This window comes from Ruegeria sp. CDSC045 (genome assembly GCF_059610725.1).
In genome coordinates, this window is the sequence record NZ_JBXWOE010000001.1 from 858,830 (window position 1) to 876,364 (window position 17,535).

At 56.6% G+C, this 17,535-nt stretch carries 18 protein-coding genes; 6 read left to right on the plus strand and 12 right to left on the minus strand.

The window, feature by feature from the left end; all coding sequences use genetic code 11:
* The first annotated feature begins 179 nt into the window (after window positions 1-179).
* The 3 genes from AC2FH6_RS04305 (at window position 180) to AC2FH6_RS04315 (ending at window position 2,916) form a co-directional block, all read left to right on the plus strand.
* Entirely contained in the window at window positions 180-725 is a 546-nt protein-coding gene (locus AC2FH6_RS04305) for a tetratricopeptide repeat protein (RefSeq protein WP_142633104.1), read from the plus strand.
* 69 nt (window positions 726-794) lie between these two features.
* The gene (locus tag AC2FH6_RS04310; protein WP_496701346.1) at window positions 795-1,886 is read left to right on the plus strand and encodes a flagellar motor switch protein FliG; all 1,092 of its coding nucleotides are present in this window, start codon (window positions 795-797) and stop codon (window positions 1,884-1,886) included.
* A 106-nt stretch (window positions 1,887-1,992) separates the two neighbouring features.
* A complete protein-coding gene (locus tag AC2FH6_RS04315) occupies window positions 1,993-2,916 on the plus strand; it encodes a lysophospholipid acyltransferase family protein (RefSeq protein ID WP_496701348.1) in 924 nt (307 codons plus the stop codon).
* On the opposite strand, the gene AC2FH6_RS04320 is transcribed toward AC2FH6_RS04315, so the two are convergent.
* On the minus strand, window positions 2,917-3,618 hold the full coding sequence (locus AC2FH6_RS04320; protein ID WP_281971901.1) for a DUF1223 domain-containing protein: 702 nt from the start codon (window positions 3,616-3,618) through the stop codon (window positions 2,917-2,919). It lies immediately after the preceding gene.
* Between the two features lie 227 nt (window positions 3,619-3,845).
* Here AC2FH6_RS04320 and acnA point away from each other — a divergent pair, with 227 nt between their 5' ends.
* Entirely contained in the window at window positions 3,846-6,536 is a 2,691-nt protein-coding gene (gene acnA, locus AC2FH6_RS04325; protein WP_281971900.1) for an aconitate hydratase AcnA, read from the plus strand.
* Between the two features lie 199 nt (window positions 6,537-6,735).
* On the opposite strand, the gene AC2FH6_RS04330 is transcribed toward acnA, so the two are convergent.
* The 10 genes from AC2FH6_RS04330 to yajC form a co-directional block, all read right to left on the minus strand.
* Window positions 6,736-7,275, minus strand: a complete 540-nt coding sequence (locus tag AC2FH6_RS04330; RefSeq protein WP_142633094.1) for a DsbE family thiol:disulfide interchange protein — start codon at window positions 7,273-7,275, stop codon at window positions 6,736-6,738.
* The gene (gene ccmD / locus AC2FH6_RS04335; protein ID WP_185956600.1) at window positions 7,268-7,426 is read right to left on the minus strand and encodes a heme exporter protein CcmD; all 159 of its coding nucleotides are present in this window, start codon (window positions 7,424-7,426) and stop codon (window positions 7,268-7,270) included. Before ccmD ends, AC2FH6_RS04330 begins: the two co-directional genes overlap by 8 nt.
* Window positions 7,423-8,196, minus strand: coding sequence for a heme ABC transporter permease (locus tag AC2FH6_RS04340; RefSeq protein ID WP_142633092.1), 774 nt, complete (start codon window positions 8,194-8,196; stop codon window positions 7,423-7,425). The genes ccmD and AC2FH6_RS04340 overlap by 4 nt, the downstream gene beginning before the upstream one ends.
* Before the next feature lie 61 nt (window positions 8,197-8,257).
* Window positions 8,258-8,914 carry a heme exporter protein CcmB gene (ccmB, locus tag AC2FH6_RS04345; protein ID WP_282021834.1) on the minus strand — a complete coding sequence of 219 codons (657 nt, stop codon included), beginning with the start codon at window positions 8,912-8,914 and terminating at the stop codon, window positions 8,258-8,260.
* Window positions 8,911-9,525, minus strand: a complete 615-nt coding sequence (ccmA, locus tag AC2FH6_RS04350; RefSeq protein WP_142633088.1) for a heme ABC exporter ATP-binding protein CcmA — start codon at window positions 9,523-9,525, stop codon at window positions 8,911-8,913. The genes ccmB and ccmA overlap by 4 nt, the downstream gene beginning before the upstream one ends.
* Window positions 9,526-9,638: 113 nt before the next feature.
* Entirely contained in the window at window positions 9,639-9,992 is a 354-nt protein-coding gene (locus tag AC2FH6_RS04355) for an Mth938-like domain-containing protein (protein WP_142635082.1), read from the minus strand.
* A gap of 9 nt (window positions 9,993-10,001) precedes the next feature.
* On the minus strand, window positions 10,002-10,748 hold the full coding sequence (locus AC2FH6_RS04360) for a sulfite exporter TauE/SafE family protein (protein ID WP_496676192.1): 747 nt from the start codon (window positions 10,746-10,748) through the stop codon (window positions 10,002-10,004).
* Complete coding sequence (gene secF, locus AC2FH6_RS04365; protein WP_496701350.1) at window positions 10,741-11,715, minus strand: protein translocase subunit SecF; 975 nt, start codon at window positions 11,713-11,715, stop codon at window positions 10,741-10,743. Before secF ends, AC2FH6_RS04360 begins: the two co-directional genes overlap by 8 nt.
* 1 nt (window position 11,716) lies before the next feature.
* On the minus strand, window positions 11,717-13,378 hold the full coding sequence (gene secD / locus AC2FH6_RS04370) for a protein translocase subunit SecD (protein ID WP_496701352.1): 1,662 nt from the start codon (window positions 13,376-13,378) through the stop codon (window positions 11,717-11,719).
* A gap of 33 nt (window positions 13,379-13,411) precedes the next feature.
* Window positions 13,412-13,702, minus strand: a complete 291-nt coding sequence (yajC, locus tag AC2FH6_RS04375; protein WP_496701354.1) for a preprotein translocase subunit YajC — start codon at window positions 13,700-13,702, stop codon at window positions 13,412-13,414.
* A 202-nt stretch (window positions 13,703-13,904) separates the two neighbouring features.
* On the opposite strand from yajC, the gene AC2FH6_RS04380 reads away from it, so the two are divergent.
* A complete protein-coding gene (locus AC2FH6_RS04380; RefSeq protein ID WP_496701356.1) occupies window positions 13,905-15,566 on the plus strand; it encodes a mechanosensitive ion channel family protein in 1,662 nt (553 codons plus the stop codon).
* 72 nt (window positions 15,567-15,638) lie between these two features.
* Complete coding sequence (gene serS / locus AC2FH6_RS04385) at window positions 15,639-16,931, plus strand: serine--tRNA ligase (RefSeq protein WP_496701358.1); 1,293 nt, start codon at window positions 15,639-15,641, stop codon at window positions 16,929-16,931.
* Window positions 16,932-16,988: 57 nt separating this feature from the next.
* On the opposite strand, the gene AC2FH6_RS04390 is transcribed toward serS, so the two are convergent.
* Entirely contained in the window at window positions 16,989-17,528 is a 540-nt protein-coding gene (locus AC2FH6_RS04390; protein WP_496692365.1) for a helix-hairpin-helix domain-containing protein, read from the minus strand.
* Window positions 17,529-17,535 lie beyond the last annotated feature (7 nt).

Sequence of the window (17,535 nt, forward strand, 5' to 3'; positions counted from 1 at the left end):
TTCGTCAAGCTCACGCAATACAGACCCGCACAATGATCTTGTGCGGGTTTTTCTTTGTCTGGTTACGTCAAGATTGGTCGAGCTTTCTAACTTGTGAATAAATTCGCGCGATCAGTTGTTAGCTTTTGTATAGAACGCGCTATGCTCATTCTGAGCAGCCCTACGAACGGAGACCAATTATGCGCCTCATCCTAGCTTCGGTTATTGCAATTCAGGCCCTTACATTTGCCCCCATGGTTCATGCCGCAGGTGGCGGCGGGGGATCGACGCCGCCAAAAACAACAAACACCACCAAGAAATGTCTGTTCGGACGGGTCTATGATGAGGCCGCGGGCAAATGCGTAAAGCCCAGCAACACCAATTTCACTCAGGATCAGCTGTACCACGCCGTGCGTGAACTGGCCTATGACGGGCAGTTCAAAAACGCCCAAGGCGTGCTGCGCGTGATGGACCAAAATGACGATCGCGTCATGACCTATTGGGGCTTTACCTATCGGAAGATGGGCAAGCTGGAACTGGCGAACCTGTTCTATGAAGGTGCAATTAACGCAAATCCCGACAATATCCTGGCACGTTCCTATATGGCGCAAGGCTTTGTTGCCGAGGGCAAAACCGATCTGGCGATTGCCCAGTGGCGTGAAATCAAGGCGCGCGGCGGCGAAGGAACCTGGGCAGAGGTTTCCCTGCGCGAGGCGATCCGCACCGGACTGACCTACAACTACTAAGCTTCAGCCTTTCTTTACCCGACTCTCTGTAATCTGCCTGTGGAACAGGAACTTTGGCACCGCAGGCAGATGCAGAACACAAACACATTGGTACAGGTGGCCCCGGGGGCTTCTGCCCAGCTGGCCAAAGAAAACGATGACGACCTTCGCTTGGTGGCCCGCAACCTCAGCAGCCGACAAAAGGCGGCGGTAGTTGTGCGTCTCTTGCTGAATGATGGGGCGGACATTCCGCTGGAAGAGCTTCCCGACGATTTACAGGAAAAGCTAACCCACCAACTGGGCAAAATGAGCCTTGTCGACCGGGTTACCTTGGACGCAGTTGCCGGTGAATTTGCAGATGCGCTGGACAGTGTTGGCCTGTCCTTTCCACATGGTCTGGCGGGCGCTTTGGATGTGGTGAACGGCAAAATCGCCCCGGCAACTGCGGCGCGTTTGCGTAAAGTGGCCGGCATACGCCAGATCGGCGATCCTTGGCAGCGATTGCGAGAGATCCCTACAGAAGATCTGGCCGAAATGGCGCAGGCCGAAAGCACTGAGATTGCGGCCGTGATGCTATCGAAACTTGAAACCGCCAAAGCTGCGCAACTGCTAGGGCACCTTCCCGGCCCAGTTGCTCGGCGTATTACCTATGCGGTTTCGAAAACAGCAAATGTCAGCCCAGAGGCCGTCGAGCGGATCGGATGGTCGCTGGCGGCTCAGATGGATCAGCGCCCTGCCACAGCGTTTGCCGACGGACCGGGTGCCCGCGTTGGCGCGATACTGAATCAGTCCGCTGCCTCGACCCGGGACGGCCTGCTGAGCGCATTAGAAGAAGAAGACGCCGATTTTGCCACCATAGTTCGCCAATCCATTTTTACCTTCGCCCATATTCCTTCTCGCATTCTGCCCCGCGATGTACCGACCATTCTACGCGGTGTGGAACAACCCGTCCTGGTTACAGCGCTCGCCGGTGCAGAAACGGAAGGAGACAGGGCATCGGTTGACTACCTGTTGTCCAACATGTCGTCGCGTATGGCGGAAAACCTGCGCGAAGAAATGGATGAGGTCGGAAAAATCAAACAACCCGATGCAGAGGAGGCGATGACCCAGATCATTGGCGCCATCCGGATACTTGTCGATGAGGGAACCATCACGCTCCGGGATGATGACGGCGACGAATAAAGAGAGTAAGCGCGCCTAAATCTCTGGCCGAGCAGAAAGCTTGTGGTTACCGCGATCGGCTTGTATGTCTGACCCGGCAATTCACAACAGACGCCGAGACCTTCTAATGCCCGTTGAAAAGTCTGAACTAAGCAGGTCCGAGCTTGGCAAATACTATGTATCCGGCATGTTCCTGAAAGGCGTTATCAAGGCGTTACGGTTGCTGCCCTATGAGACACGCATTGCCACAATGGGCGCCATAGCGAGAAACCTTGCGCCGTTGGTCGGGTTCTCGAAAAGAGTACGCAGCAATCTGAAACTCACCTGCCCGGACCTGACTGAATCCGAAGTGAAACGCATCTGCAAGGCCGTTCCTGACAACGCCGGGCGCGCGATCATGGAACACTTCTCGCCCGAGGATTTCACAGAACGCCAACGCTTTGCCAAAGTCACGGGTACGGGTCTTGCCGCCTTTGATTTCGCCTTGGCAGAGGGGCGCCCTGTGATGATGATCACTGCGCATTTCGGCCATTACCTGGCCGCGCGTATCGCCCTTCAAGAACGCAGCGGTCAGCCTATTGGCTGCCTCTACCGTCGAATGGCGAACCCCTACTTCAACGACATGTATGTCGATGCGTTCTACAAAACCGGCGCCCCGATGTTCGAACAAGGCCGTCGCGGGATGGTCGAAATGGTGCGGACACTCAAAAAAGGCGGGATCATCGCTATTGTGTCAGACCTGCACGCACATGGCGGGGAAGAGCTGACTTTTTTCGGCAAACCGGCTGTGACGTCGGTTTTGAATGCGGAACTGGCCATGAAATACAAAGCCGTCCTGATTCCGTGCTATGCAGTGCGTCAGCCCAATGGGGTTGATTTCGAAATCATCCTGCACGAACCGGTCCCACATACGGATCCAAAGACGATGACCCAGTTCACCAATGATGACCTCGAGGCAGTTGTCCGACAGCATATGGGTCAGTGGTTCTGGATTCATCGTCGCTGGAAAACCTGGAACGGGCTAGGCGTCCAAGCCAAAGACATGCCTTGATCAGCGAACGCGTGCTGCCGCAATAATCGGCCCATGGCCAACCCCTTGCACCAACACAACGGCCGGTAAACCTGACGTCAAAGATACCTTATAGGTCTTAGGCGCTGTCCCGTCCCATTGCCCGGCTACTGTCCAGGCCTCGACCACATTGGCATAATCCAGTTCTTGTCCGGCCAACTCTCCGCGCCGGATCGAAGCATGGCGCATTGGCGTGTATTGCACCACCCGGATGTCATAGACCTGATCCGGTGGCAAACTGATCGAGGAAACGTCGACAGTTACGTTATCTCCTGTACGTGAGGCCGAAACCGACGCCAGCGGAGCGGCCTTGGAATGGTCGCCTATCAGGTAATCCAGCTTTGCCGTATCTGCCCCTACAATATCCTGCTGACCATTCACTACCATCTGAGGCGTATAGATCACCGTACGCCCGGAATTTCCGGCATAGCTGCGCTGACGCTCAGTATGGGTGGGGTCGGCATATTCATCCTCCCATCCGATATAGTCCCAATAATCCACATGCAGCGCCAACCCGATGACGTCATCCCGATTGGCCAGATCGTGCATGATCCGGTCAGCCGGGGGGCAGGACGAACATCCTTGCGAGGTGAACAGCTCCACCACTACGGGTCCGCTTTCTGCAATGGCCGAAGTAGCCAGGAACAGGGACGCCAACGCGGTTGCGGTTGCAGATTTGAACATGTTTGCTCTCGGGTTTCATGGGGTGCATTACTGGTTTAGACGGAACGCTGATCAAGCACCAATCAAGGTTTCTTGAGACCGGTGACACAAGGTTTTCGCAAAAATGTGTGCAATGGTATACAAAAATTGCCGCACCTGGTCTGTTGGACCTTGAACCGCGCGCTTGGGTGATGCAGATAGCCCTCAGCGAATCCCATATTCCACGTCATTTGAGAGGGAGGCCACAGATGCCCATCAAAGTCGGACAGGATACCGCCAAGACACGCCGCAGCCTGAGCGTGAATGGCAAGTCCATCTCGTATTACTCGATCCCCGCCGCGCAAGAGGCCGGCCTGGGTGATTTCTCGAAACTGCCCGCCGCCCTGAAGGTGGTGTTGGAAAACATGTTGCGGTTCGAAGATGACGGATTTTCCGTCTCGGTCGACGACATCAAGGCGTTTGCCGAATGGGGCGCCAAAGGTGGCAAGAACCCCCGCGAGATCGCCTATCGCCCTGCCCGCGTGTTGATGCAGGATTTCACCGGCGTTCCGGCAGTGGTCGATCTGGCCGCCATGCGCGATGGTATCAAGGCTCTGGGCGGCGACGCGCAGAAGATCAACCCGTTGAACCCCGTTGATCTGGTCATCGACCACTCGGTCATGATTGACGAATTCGGCAACCCGCGCGCGTTCCAGATGAACGTTGACCGCGAATACGAACGCAACATGGAACGGTATCAGTTCCTGAAATGGGGTCAGGGTGCCTTCAACAACTTCCGCGTTGTGCCCCCCGGAACCGGGATCTGTCACCAGGTGAACCTGGAATATCTGGCGCAGACCGTTTGGACCGACACGGATCAGGATGGCAACGAGGTTGCCTATCCCGACACGCTGGTCGGCACCGACAGTCACACCACCATGGTCAACGGTATGGCCGTTCTGGGCTGGGGCGTCGGCGGGATCGAGGCCGAAGCCGCTATGCTGGGTCAGCCGATCTCGATGCTGATCCCCGAGGTTGTCGGCTTTGAGCTGACCGGAGATCTGGTTGAAGGCACCACCGGCACCGATCTGGTTCTGAAGGTCGTCGAAATGCTGCGCGCAAAGGGTGTTGTGGGCAAATTCGTCGAATTTTTCGGCGAAGGTCTGGACCGTCTGCCGCTGGCCGACCGGGCAACCATCGCCAACATGGCCCCGGAATATGGCGCGACATGTGGTTTCTTCCCGATTGACGGTGAAACGCTGCGCTATCTGCGTAACACCGGCCGTGACGAAGATCGCATCGCGCTGGTCGAAGCCTATGCCAAGGAAAACGGCTTCTGGCGCGACGCAGATTACGCGCCGATCTACACCGACACCCTGTCGCTGGACATGCGCACCATCGTTCCCGCGATCTCGGGCCCGAAGCGCCCCCAGGATTATGTTGCTCTGACCGGTGCCAAGGCGGCGTTCACCAGGGAAATGGCCGAGACGTTCAAGCGACCCATGGGCAAGGAAGTCGCCGTCAAAGGCGAAGACTATACCCTAGAATCCGGTAAAGTTGTGATCGCATCGATCACCTCCTGCACCAACACCTCGAACCCATATGTGATGATCGGCGCTGGTCTGGTGGCCCGCAAAGCCGCGGCCTTGGGCCTGAACCGTCAGCCCTGGGTCAAGACCTCGCTGGCACCGGGATCGCAGGTTGTATCTGCCTATCTTGAGGCCGCGGGCCTGCAGGAAGATCTGGATAAGATCGGGTTTAACCTTGTTGGGTATGGCTGCACGACCTGTATCGGCAACTCGGGTCCGATCCAGAAAGAGCTGTCTGAGGCGATTGCCGAAGGCGATCTGGTCGCCACGTCTGTCCTGTCGGGCAACCGCAACTTCGAAGGCCGTATCAGCCCGGACGTCCGCGCCAACTATCTGGCCTCACCGCCGCTGGTCGTGGTCTATGCGCTGGCCGGTACGATGGATATCGACCTGACCTCAGAACCGATCGGTCAGGACAAGGACGGCAATGATGTCTTCATGAAAGACATCTGGCCGACCCAGCAAGAAGTGGCGGAATTGGTCGAACAGACGGTCACCCGTGAGGCGTTCCTGTCGAAATATGCAGACGTCTTCAAAGGCGACGAGAAATGGCAAGCGGTCGATACCACCGATGCCGAAACCTATGACTGGCCACCGACCTCGACCTATATCCAGAACCCGCCCTACTTCCAGGGCATGGGGACCGAGCCGGGCACAATTTCGAACATCGAAGACGCCAAGGTTCTGGCCATTCTGGGCGATATGGTCACCACTGACCACATCTCGCCTGCAGGCTCGTTTGCCACGACAACACCGGCTGGCAAGTATCTGACCGACCGTCAGGTGCAACCGCGCGAGTTCAACTCTTACGGGTCGCGCCGTGGCAACCACGAGGTCATGATGCGCGGCACCTTTGCCAATATCCGCATCAAGAACGAGATGCTGGACAGCGTCGAAGGTGGTTACACCAAAGGCCCCGATGGCGAGCAGACTTCAATCTATGACGCGTCGATGGCCTATCAGGAACAGGGCACGCCGCTGGTTGTATTCGGTGGCGAGCAATACGGCGCCGGATCGTCGCGCGACTGGGCGGCCAAAGGCACGGCTCTGCTGGGTGTCAAAGCGGTGATCGCCGAAAGCTTTGAGCGTATCCACCGCTCGAACCTGGTTGGCATGGGCGTTGTACCGTTCGAATTCACCGGTGGCGACTCGCGCAAAACGCTGGGCTTGAAGGGTGATGAAACCGTCTCGATCCACGGTCTGGATACGATCCAGCCGCTGCAAGAGGTGCCCTGCACCATCACCTACGGTGACGGTTCTGAGAAAACCATAACCCTTAAGTGCCGCATCGATACCGCGCCCGAAATCGAATATATCGAAAACGGTGGCGTGCTGCATTACGTGCTGCGGAACCTGGCCAAGGCCGACTAAGATCTCTGAGCAAACTAAAAAGGGCGCCCGGTCGGGCGCCCTTTTTACGTTCCATTTGCGCCAGGATGCTGTGCCTGGCTTTTTCACCGACCTCCCACTTGGTTCTGCCCAACCAGAGGGGCTACGGTGACAGCACCAAGATGGATGATTGTGACCAGATCATTCAGAAGACTGGTGTTTCTTCCCTCACCCTGCCGCGTTAATCGGCCTTAGCCTTTTCCAAAGCGGGCCGAATAGTTCCTTCGATGACGCGCTGGGTAATCGGCCCAGCAAAGCGCAGGATAATGGTTCCGTCGCCGTCGACCACATAGGTTTCCGGTACGCCGTAAACGCCCCAGTCCAGCGCCATGCGTCCCTGTTCATCCCGGCCGATACCCGTATAGGGATCACCAAGTTCGTTCAGGAATGCCTCGGCATTTTCCAGCTTGTCCTTATAATTGATACCGTAGACAGGAATGCCTTCATCCGACAGGGCCTGCAGGTTCGGGTGCTCTACCCGGCAGGGCGCGCACCAACTGGCCCAGTAATTCACAAGCTTGATCTGTCCATCGCGCAGCGTTGCGTCGTCAAATTGTGGCTTGCCTGCAAAATCTGTTAATACAACCGGTGGCGCGGTTTGGCCCTCACGGGCCGAGGGCAAAGCGTTTGGGTCATCACGGAACATGCCAATACCAGCAAGTACAGCAAAGGCACCAAATATCAACGGAGGCGCAATCATCAGGGGCGAGATCTTAGCCATTGCGCTTTATCCTCTGTTCAACTTTTTCCAGTTCAGCCTGGCTCTTGCGGCCCCGCATCACGCTGACCAGAACCAGCGCCAGCAAAAGCCCGATGGAAACCACATAGGACCAGAGCACCGTATCGGCATATTTTCCAAGATCAGGGATCATCCGTTTGCCCTTTCCCGCGCCAGCAGAGTCTTGGTCCGACGCGTGCGAATTTCAGTACCCGTGCGGTAAAGTACCAAGGCGATGAACAACAACACGAACCCGACAATGCAAAGCAGCAGAGGATAGAAATAGATATTGCTGACCTTCTCTTCAGTATCCGCTCCAGTCACAGCACCAGCCCGCAGGACAGAAGCGCCCTGATGCAGCCCCTGATTCCAGAAATTCACCGCATAACGGCTGAGGATAGCAAAGACCGACCCCACCAGACACAGGATCGAGGTCAGATCGGCAGCCGTATCAGGGTCTTCGATCGCCTCCCACAAGGCGACATAGCCCAAATAGAAGAGGAACAGGATCAGGAATGAGGTCAGACGTGGATCCCAGGCCCACCAGGTGCCCCACATGGGCTGCCCCCAAATCGCCCCGGTTGCCAACGCAATCAATGTCATCACGATGCCCACAGGTGCGGCCGCGCGCGCAGCCAGCGCACTGACATGATGACGGCGAACCAGCCAAACCAGAGAGGTCGCCAGCATCATAAGCCAGCAGTTAATCGCCATCAGCGCGGCGGGCACATGCAGGTAAATGATCTTGACGGTCGATCCCTGCTTGTAATCATCGGGTGTGAAGAAAAATCCCCACACCAGACCAATGACGATGCAAACCAAAGCCGCGCCCCAGAAGAACGGCATCACCCGTTCACTGGTGGCAAGAAACTTGCGCGGATTGGCATATTCCCAGAGGGTATTGGCTTTGGCTGCGATAGACATGGGCCTTATCTAGTCCGAGTCGGGTTCATTCTCAATTGACATCCGTCAAAGTTACACTGTGTCACCGTAGGTTAATGCGCAACACGGCGGCGCTGGCAAAAGGTAACAGGGCAATCGTCGCCGCAGTGATCCCAGCCAGCATCAACAAGGGTGTCTGCGTTTCCATTCCTGTTGCGCCGCGGCGCGCGACCTCGGCCCCGAAGATCAATGTCGGTACATAAAGAGGCAGCACAAGAAGCGACAGCAGCAATCCGCCGCGTTTCAAGCCGACCGTAAGAGCGGCACCAAAGGTTCCGATGACGCTCATCGCGGGCGTGCCAATCAAAAGTGAGACGACAAGCCAGAAAAAGCCGGGCAAAGGCAAATTAAGCAGAACGCCCAGGAAGGGCGCGGCCAGAACCAGTGGTAAGCCCGTGGTCAGCCAATGCGCCAAAGACTTGATCGTTACGACCGCTTCTAACGGCAGGGGCGCCGTCGCCAATAGGTCGAGCGAGCCGTCCTCCCAATCCAGCGCAAGCAGCCGGTCAAGTGACAGAAGGCAGGCCAAAAGCGCCCCCAGCCACAGCACGCCAGGTGCAATCGTGGACAACAACGCGGATTGCGGGCCAACTGAAAAAGGCACCAGCACGGTGACGATAAGAAAAAACGCCAGGCCAAGGCCAAACCCACCGCCCGCACGGAAGGCCAGTTTCAAATCACGTAAAAGCAGGGCGATCACAGGAAACCTCCGTCGAGATCATCGACAGGTTTCGGTTTAGCCTTGTAGGGCCCCACATCCAGGACCTCTCCGTCCAGACCAAGGTCGATATGGGTGGCAATCAGGGCAGACCCACCCTGCCCCAGATGCGCGCGCACCGCGTCAGCAAACATCTGCACTGCATTCTTATCCAGCGACACAGTGGGTTCATCCAACATCCAGATCGGTCGTTCGGTGACCAACATCCGCGCCAACCCCAATCGACGTTTCTGGCCTGCCGACAGATTGCCTGCATGGCGATCCGACAGCTCAGTCAAAGCAAACGCGTCCAGGGCCGGTTGAATGCTGTGACTGCCGAAGACCTGCGCCCAGAACGACAGGTTTTCCACCACGGTCAGAGTCGGCTTGAGTCCGTCGGAATGTGAGGCATAGGCGATCCGGTCCTCAGCCCCGTCGATCTGCCCCTCAAGCGGAGGCTGCAGGCCTGCCAGCGTTCGCAGCAGCGTTGTTTTACCGATCCCGTTCGGCCCGCGCAGGATAAGCGCCTTTCCGGGCTCCAGCGAAAAGCTGAGATTTTCCAGCACAGGTACGCCCCCTCGGGCGATCGACAGGTCGGTCACGGTCAATGTCATGAATCCCGCTTATCCTATTGCCGTCAGAGGCAAAAGGCGGGATTTGCCGCAGCATACCCACAGCAACGTATTTGGGTGGCATCTTAGCGCAAGGCCAGAGGAAAAGAATCCGATCAGACCGGTAGCAGCGCCAGCGCAATACGGCGCCCTTCGGATAACAGGATATTGTATGTGCGGCACGCGGACGGAGAGTTCATGATCTCAACCCCGATCCCCGAATCTTCCAAGGCGGCGCGCAGATCAGAAGGAATATGGGCCAGCTCAGCGCCGGTTCCGATAAACAGCACATCGACCTGACCCGCCAATTTCAACAGACCATCCCTGTCGTCGTACCCGCCCCATTTCGCTGATCCTGCAGGGCCGGTCAGCACCGACCCGTCATAGACCTGACCACCGATGCGGAAAAACCCAGGACCATATCCGTCAACAGGGGCCGCATTGTCATAAGAGATTTCATTCATACGCATAGGAGGCATCTAGCCCCAAAGCGGTAGGCCCGACAAGGCTGCAAGCGCTATCGCCAGATACGCAGCGGCACGATACAGCTTTTCCCGCTCGGGCCGGAACATCCAACCACCCAGCCAATTACCAGCCAGATTGGGGACCGCCAGAGCCAGACCCAATATCACAGCAGGCAGCGTGATACGGTCCATGCCAGTCAGGTAACCGAGCAGCAGAAAATCAAAGGCGAAAAGGTATAACAGAATCGTCGCACGGATCACGGCCACGGGCAGAGGTCGAGACATATAGAACAAGATAACGGCCGGTCCCGGCAGGCCCGCGACACCGCCCAAAAACCCACCAGCGCCTCCTATTCCCAAAACCATTTTGCGGCTGACATGACCGTGATAGCGCAGACCGAACACCAGAATAGCCAGCATAAGAAACGCCAACAGGCTAACGGTATAGCGAAATACATGTGGATCGACCGTGGTCAGCAACCACAGCCCCAATGGCAGAGCGAGTGCGCACCCTCCCACCAGACGGACCAGATCACCCCTGTCGACCTCGCGCCAGGCCCGGCGAAGGTTGGGCAGCGGGCCCAGAATATCCATGATTGTCAGGCAGGTCAGCGCCTTGAAAGGATCAAGGAATGGGGTTGCGATAGGCAGGAAAATCAGGGCGGTCCCAAATCCGGAAAAGCCGCGCACAACACCGCCAAGAAAGGCAGCAAATACTATGATGGCCAGCCCTGTGGGGGACTGGCCAAAATACTCAGGCATCGATGTTGGCAAACTGGTTGCCAGAGGTGTTTGATGGCTTGGACCAGTCGCGCTTGACGCCCAGCCACAAAAGGATGGTTGAGGCCACAAAGACGGACGAATAGGTACCTACGATCACACCCCAGATCATAGCAAAGACAAACCCGCGGATCACATCCCCGCCCAGAACATAGAGCGAAATCAACGCCAGCAAGGTGGTGACAGAGGTCATGACTGTCCGGCTGAGCGTTTCGTTGATCGAAAGGTTCAGAACCTCTTTCAGGTCCTTTTTCTTGTATTTCCGCAAGTTCTCGCGCACCCGGTCGAACACGACCACCGTATCATTCAACGAATAGCCCACGATGGTCAGCAGCGCAGCGATGATCGCCAAATCAAAGCGGATCTGCAGTTCGGAAAAGATGCCGATAGTCAGGATGACGTCATGCACCAGCGCAGCGACAGCCCCCAGCGCAAACTGCCATTCAAACCGCAGCCAGATGTAGATAAGCACCGCCCCAATGGCGAGCACCACCGCGATCACGGCGGTCTGGATAAGCTCTCCCGAGACTTTGGGTCCAACAGATTCGACGCTTTCGAAGGGCAGTTTCAACCCAGGGTCCGCTGCGGCAAGAGCTTCACCAATTTGTTTAATCGTGGCCGCATTGACAGCCTCAGCATCATCCTGCGCCTGAATGCGGATCATCGCGACATGTTGATCTGGCCCGAAGCTCGGATCGAAAATCTCGGTGATCGTCACGTCGCCAAGTCCAAGCGGCGCAATAGCGTCACGATATGTGCCGACATCGATTTCCTGCGCGCTTTGGGTCCGAATGGTGGTCCCTCCACGGAAATCAATGCCGAAGTTCAGGCCCTGCAGCATGAAGGACGTAAACGCGACAATCATCATCAAGGCCGAGATACCCAGCCAGATCTTCCAGCGACTGAAGAAATCGAACGAGGTATTCTGGGGTACGAGTTTCAGTCTCATGTCAAACCTCGATCGTTTTCGGACGGCGGCGTTCGAACCAAATCACGATCATCAGGCGCGTCACGAAGATCGCGGTGAAGACCGAGGTCAGAATACCCAGACCCAAAGTGATTGCGAACCCGCGCACTGGCCCGCTGCCCATAGCAAACAGGATTACAGCGGTAATGAAGGTGGTCACGTTGGCGTCCAGAATGGCCGACAGCGCTTTTTCATAACCCAGCTCAATCGCGCGGGCAGGACCTTTGGCAGATTTCAGTTCCTCTCGGATACGCTCGAAGATCAGTACGTTGGCATCCACCGCCATACCTACCGTCAGAACAATCCCCGCGATCCCAGGCAGGGTCAACGTCGCCCCAATCAGGGAAAGCAGACCGAACAACAGGCCAACGTTGATGATCAGCGCAATATTGGCGAAGATACCAAACAGGCCATAGCTGAGCGCCATGAATGTCAGCACCGCGACAAAGGCCACGATGGTTGCCACCTTACCCGCGTCGATACTGTCCTGGCCCAGCTCGGGACCGATGGTTCTTTCTTCCAGAAACTCCAGCCCGGCGGGCAGTGCCCCTGCGCGCAACAGGACAGCCAGATTTGTACTTTCCTCAACGGTGAAATTACCGGTGATGATACCAGACCCACCGGGGATATGACTTTGGATCACCGGGGCTGAGATCACTTCGTCATCCAGAACGATGGCAAAGGGTGCCCCGATGTTTTCCAGCGTGTAATCACCAAATTTGCGCGCGCCTGAGGTGTTAAATCGGAAACTCACCGCCGGGCGGCCATTCTGGTCAAACGCGGGCTGCGCATCGACCAGTTCCTCGCCCGTTACAACAGGCGCGGCATCCAACGTGTAATAGACGCCATTTTCGTCAATCGACGGCACCACCTCTTCGCCAACGCCCGCTATCGCATCGGGGTCGGTTCCGCGCCCAACGACGGGGTTAAAGGTTAGTTGCGCAGTCGTGCCGATGATCTCTTTCAACTCTCCTGCGCTGCCGATACCTGGCACCTGGATCAGGATACGGTCGGTGCCTTGCCTTTGGATGGTCGGCTCGCGGGTGCCCACCTCGTCAATCCGGCGGCGAATGATTTCCAGCGATTGACGCACGGTGCGGTCGTCTGAGGCCAGCTTCTCGGCCTCAGAAAGTTGCACAATGATCGTATCACCTTCGGCGCGAGCCTCGATATCCGTGGCCCCTACACCGCTGAGGGTCTGCACCTGACGGGCCAGACCGCGGACAACCTCCAGCGCGCGGGACATGCCCTCGGGCTGACTGATGCGAAGGCGAATCTCATCAGGCGCCGCGTCCTGGCGACGGATGGTGCCCACAGTGGCACGTTCATCCCGCAGCGCATCCCGGATTTCCGGCCACATCGCATCCATGCGGGATTCGTAGACGTCACCAACCCGAACTTCGGCCAAAAGATGCGCGCCACCACGCAGATCCAGCCCTAGATTGACCAGCGACGACGGCAGCCAGTTCGGCCATTGCGCCGCCTCGGCCTGCATTTCGGGGGTGTCGACGCCAAGCACGATGGCAGTTTTGGCGTCATTGGATTGTTCAACGCGCGTATAAAACGCATTCGGCAGGGCCATCAGCAGGCCGGTCACACAGACCAGCCAGATCAGAACCCGCTTCCAGGTATCAATTTGCAGCATTACCCTGCCTTTTCAAGGGATTGTATCGCGAAGTTACTTCGCCGGTTCAGTCTTGTTCAGAACCTGCGCAATGGTCGATTTAACCACGCGGACTTTGACACCCTCGGCGATTTCGACTTCGATCTCGTTGTCGCCTTCCTTGACCTTGGCCACTTTACCAATCAGCCCACCCTGGGTAACGACCTGATCGCCCCGGCGCACGGCCTCGACCATGGCTTGATGTTCCTTCATTTTCTTCTGCTGAGGACGGATCAGCAGGAAATACATGATCGCAAAAATCAGGATCAGCGGGAGAATGTTCTGGGCAAGCGCGCCAGCTTCCATGGGATTTTCCTTTTGGTTTGGTACTGCGAAAATGCTCCGCAAATTTTGCGAGAACCTATTCTCTGAACCACCTGTTTGCAAGGAATGGCAGCACAGGTTTTTACAATGATTGGCTCATAATGATCAAAGAAATACACCGGGGTCGCAGATCGGTCCTTTGATCCGGGCTCGGCTGGGATATAGTTGGCCGGCAGGAGGACCGATGATTCAATTAATCCAAACGCTTGGCACGCTTTCGCGCATCTGGTTCACGCTTGTCTGGATTATGTTCAGCACAGCGATGGCGCTAGCACAGGATGCGCCAATCGAAACGCCTGAAACCTCTGAACAATCAGAGAATTTCAAAGCGCCGGTCATCATCGACGGCGAAAGCCTGTTTTTCCTGCGCGGATCCAGCGCCCTGCCCGCGCCCGAACGGGCCGAGACCGTTCAGAACAACATTATCCAAGTGGCCCTGTCCTCGGAAAATCCCGAAGTTACTGTCACTTATGAGGATACGGAACTGGGCACGCGTATTCTGGTTGATGGCGTGCCGGTATCGACGGTCACCGTCGCCGATGCCGAAATGGACCAGATGGAGCTGGACGTCATCACCTATCTCCATGGCTCGGCCATCCATGATGCGATTGTCGCTTACCGCGCAAACCGAACCGAACAGGCGCGTGTATCCGGCGCGCTTGAGGCTTTGGGCTGGACGCTGGGGTTTGCCGTATTCATCGCCATTATTCTGTGGCTGCACCGGCGCATCAGACGTCGTACCCTGAAATTCGTATCGCGCCATCTGAAGGACGTGGAAACGGCAACAGCCAAAAGCGTTCAAGCCGAAGCCATTGCAGCCCTCGTCAGTTACGGTCTGAACTTCATATTGCTGGTCGTCTTCTTTCTGGGCTTTTACTACTACCTGTCTTTTGTTCTGCTTTCCTTTGCCGAAACCCGGTATTTCGCTCAGCTGTTGCTGACCTATCTGACCGAACCGGTTCTGCTGATCTTCAAAGGAGTGGTCAGCTATATCCCCAACCTTATCATGCTGGCGCTGATCGCCTGGTTGGCGATGTATATCATCAAAGGGATGCGCGTGTTCTTTGACGCGGTCGAGGCCGGCACATTCGAACTGGGCGATTTTGAAAGCCATTGGGTAAACCCGACATTCAACATTGCCCGCGTTTTGGTCATCCTGATCGCATTGGTGTTTGCAGTACCCTATATCCCAGGCTCGGATTCCGCAGCGTTTCAGGGGCTGACTATTCTGGTGGGTGCGATGCTATCGCTTGGCGCGAATTCGGTGGTCTCCAACATGCTGGCTGGGCTGTTTGTGATCTACCGCCGCTCAACCTCGATCGGCGATCGCATCCAGATTGGCGACCACATCGGCGACGTTGTACGGATCAAGCTGATGGAGACCCACCTGAAGTCTATCAAGAACGAGTTGATCTCGATCCCAAATGCGCAGTTGATGAATTCGGATGTGATCAATTTTTCAAAGAAAACAGATGGTAGCGGGCTGTTGCTGCATACGACTGTTGGTATCGGCTATGAGGAGCCTACGGAGAAGGTCGAAGCGATGCTGATCGAAGCCGCGCGCCGGACAAAGGCAATCAAGGCAAAGCCAGAACCATTCGTTTTGTGGACCGCTCTGGCCGACTATGCGATCAATTATCAGATCAACGGCTATACTACGCGGGGCAGCATCATCCCGAAAATTCGGTCAGACCTGCATCGCAATATTGTGGCTGTGTTCAATGAGAACAATGTGCAGATTATGACCCCGTCTTACATCGCCGATCCACCCGAGCCGAAAATCCCCTCTGAAGGCTGGGATGGCCATCTGGCACATGAAGCACACGAGGGAACGGATAAGTCGTAACCGGTGCTACACCCTGCCTTTCATATGGTGCATAAGCAGGTTCAGTGATTCACGCATTTAAGGACCTGAACCATGCACGACATCCGCGCCATACGCGAAAACCCAGCCGCTTTCGACGCCGCCCTTGCGCGCCGTGGGGACGCGCCGGTGTCGTCGGACCTGTTGCGCCTGGACGAAAGCCGCCGTGCCAAGATTCTGGCCGCCGAAACCGCTCAGGCCGAGCAGAACAAAGCCTCCAAAGAGGTGGGCGCGGCCAAGGGGCGCGGCGATGAGGTCGAGTTCGAGCGCCTGCGCGCGCTGGTCGCCGAGAAAAAGGCCGAGATTGCCCAGATGCAGACCGAGGCCAAGGATCTGGACGCCCTTCTGACCGATCAACTGATCCGCATCGCCAACCTGCCCGCCGAAGATGTGCCCGAAGGCGCGGATGAAAACGACAATGTCGAAGTCAACCGCTGGGGCACTCCGCCCACGCTGGATTTTGCGCCCAAAGAGCATTTTGAGATCGAAGCCGTCCAGACCGGTATGGATTTTGAGACTGCCGCGAAACTGTCCGGCTCGCGTTTTGTGCTGCTGTCCGGTGGCGTAGCCCGCATTCACCGCGCATTGGCGCAGTTCATGCTGGACACACATATCAACGAAAACGAACTAACCGAGGTCAACGGCCCGGTTCTGGTTCTGTCCGAAATGATGCAGGGCACCGGGCAACTGCCGAAGTTTGGCGAGGACAGCTATCAGACCCGTGAAGGCTGGTGGCTGATCCCGACCTCCGAAGTGTCGCTGACCAATATCGTCAATGAAACGCTGATCGACGAAAGCTATCTGCCTCGCCGCTATACCGCGCATTCCCTGTGCTTCCGGTCCGAGGCTGGCAGCGCTGGTAGAGACACCCGTGGGATGCTGCGCCAGCACCAGTTCGAAAAGGTCGAGATGGTCTCAATCACCCATCCGGACAAATCGGATAAGGAACAAAAGCGCATGTTACGCTGCGCCGAAGGTATTCTAGAAAAATTGGGCATACCCTATCGCACCGTGATCCTGTGTACGGGCGACATGGGCTTTGGCGCGCGCCGTACCTATGACATCGAGGCATGGTTGCCCGGACAGGATACCTATCGCGAGATCAGCTCGGTCTCGACTTGTGGTGATTTTCAGGCCCGCCGCATGAACGCGCGGTTCCGCCCCGAAGCGGGTGGCAAACCGGAATACGTCCATACACTGAACGGCTCCGGCCTGGCTGTCGGTCGTTGTCTGATCACCGTACTGGAAAATGGTCAGAACCGCGATGGCACCGTGACCTTGCCCAAGGTTCTGTCCCCCTATCTTGGCGGCAAACTGACCTTACAGCGGGACGGCACGCTGGCATAAGAAAACCGGCGCGAACCAACTGCGCCGGTCCTGAGAAAATCAAAAGGTGGAGGAGGTCTATTTCTTCGCCTTTTTCTTATCTTTTTTCTTACTCTTCTTCTTGCCGACTTTCTCTTTGGCGTCCTGTTTCTTTTGATCTTTTTTCTTGTCGTCCTTTTTGGACTTTTTATCCTTTTTGGCTTTGGCTTTCACCTTGTCCTTTGCCTTTGAGAATGCGGCCTCCATTTCCAGAAGCTTTTTGGCAGCTTTCTCAGCCTTGGCTTTTGCCTTGGCCTTTTTTCGCGCTTTGGCTTCAGCAGCGGCTTTCTCTTCAGCAGCCTTCTGGGCGGTTTCCTCAGCCCGCTTCCGGGCGGCGGCAGTAACGCCCTTCCGAGCAGCTGGGCGCTTGGTTGCCGCGCGCGCAGTCGTGGTTTTGGCTGAAACAGCTGCTTTCGCCGCCGCTATAAGAACCGGTGCCCGTGCCACACCAATGCGGGGAACTTTGACGAGCTCTGCGGGTTTCGCGCTCGCAAGGTCTTCTGCGGTCTTGAAGCCATTGGCAATCAACGCTTGCCCAAGCACCTCGCCTACCCCCTTAACATCGGTCACTGCAGTCATCAAAGTT

Excerpts from the sequence above, each read along its gene's own strand:
- AC2FH6_RS04305 (WP_142633104.1), top strand. The coding sequence starts at position 180 with ATGCGCCTCATCCTAGCTTCGGTTATTGCAATTCAGGCCCTTACATTT.
- AC2FH6_RS04310 (WP_496701346.1), top strand. The coding sequence starts at position 795 with ATGCAGAACACAAACACATTGGTACAGGTGGCCCCGGGGGCTTCTGCC.
- AC2FH6_RS04315 (WP_496701348.1), top strand. The coding sequence starts at position 1,993 with ATGCCCGTTGAAAAGTCTGAACTAAGCAGGTCCGAGCTTGGCAAATAC.
- AC2FH6_RS04320 (WP_281971901.1), bottom strand. The coding sequence starts at position 3,618 with ATGTTCAAATCTGCAACCGCAACCGCGTTGGCGTCCCTGTTCCTGGCT.
- acnA (WP_281971900.1), top strand. The coding sequence starts at position 3,846 with ATGCCCATCAAAGTCGGACAGGATACCGCCAAGACACGCCGCAGCCTG.
- AC2FH6_RS04330 (WP_142633094.1), bottom strand. The coding sequence starts at position 7,275 with ATGGCTAAGATCTCGCCCCTGATGATTGCGCCTCCGTTGATATTTGGT.
- ccmD (WP_185956600.1), bottom strand. The coding sequence starts at position 7,426 with ATGATCCCTGATCTTGGAAAATATGCCGATACGGTGCTCTGGTCCTAT.
- AC2FH6_RS04340 (WP_142633092.1), bottom strand. The coding sequence starts at position 8,196 with ATGTCTATCGCAGCCAAAGCCAATACCCTCTGGGAATATGCCAATCCG.
- ccmA (WP_142633088.1), bottom strand. The coding sequence starts at position 9,525 with ATGACATTGACCGTGACCGACCTGTCGATCGCCCGAGGGGGCGTACCT.
- AC2FH6_RS04355 (WP_142635082.1), bottom strand. The coding sequence starts at position 9,992 with ATGCGTATGAATGAAATCTCTTATGACAATGCGGCCCCTGTTGACGGA.
- AC2FH6_RS04360 (WP_496676192.1), bottom strand. The coding sequence starts at position 10,748 with ATGCCTGAGTATTTTGGCCAGTCCCCCACAGGGCTGGCCATCATAGTA.
- secF (WP_496701350.1), bottom strand. The coding sequence starts at position 11,715 with ATGAGACTGAAACTCGTACCCCAGAATACCTCGTTCGATTTCTTCAGT.
- secD (WP_496701352.1), bottom strand. The coding sequence starts at position 13,378 with ATGCTGCAAATTGATACCTGGAAGCGGGTTCTGATCTGGCTGGTCTGT.
- yajC (WP_496701354.1), bottom strand. The coding sequence starts at position 13,702 with ATGGAAGCTGGCGCGCTTGCCCAGAACATTCTCCCGCTGATCCTGATT.
- AC2FH6_RS04380 (WP_496701356.1), top strand. The coding sequence starts at position 13,905 with ATGATTCAATTAATCCAAACGCTTGGCACGCTTTCGCGCATCTGGTTC.
- serS (WP_496701358.1), top strand. The coding sequence starts at position 15,639 with ATGCACGACATCCGCGCCATACGCGAAAACCCAGCCGCTTTCGACGCC.
- AC2FH6_RS04390 (WP_496692365.1), bottom strand. The coding sequence starts at position 17,528 with ATGACTGCAGTGACCGATGTTAAGGGGGTAGGCGAGGTGCTTGGGCAA.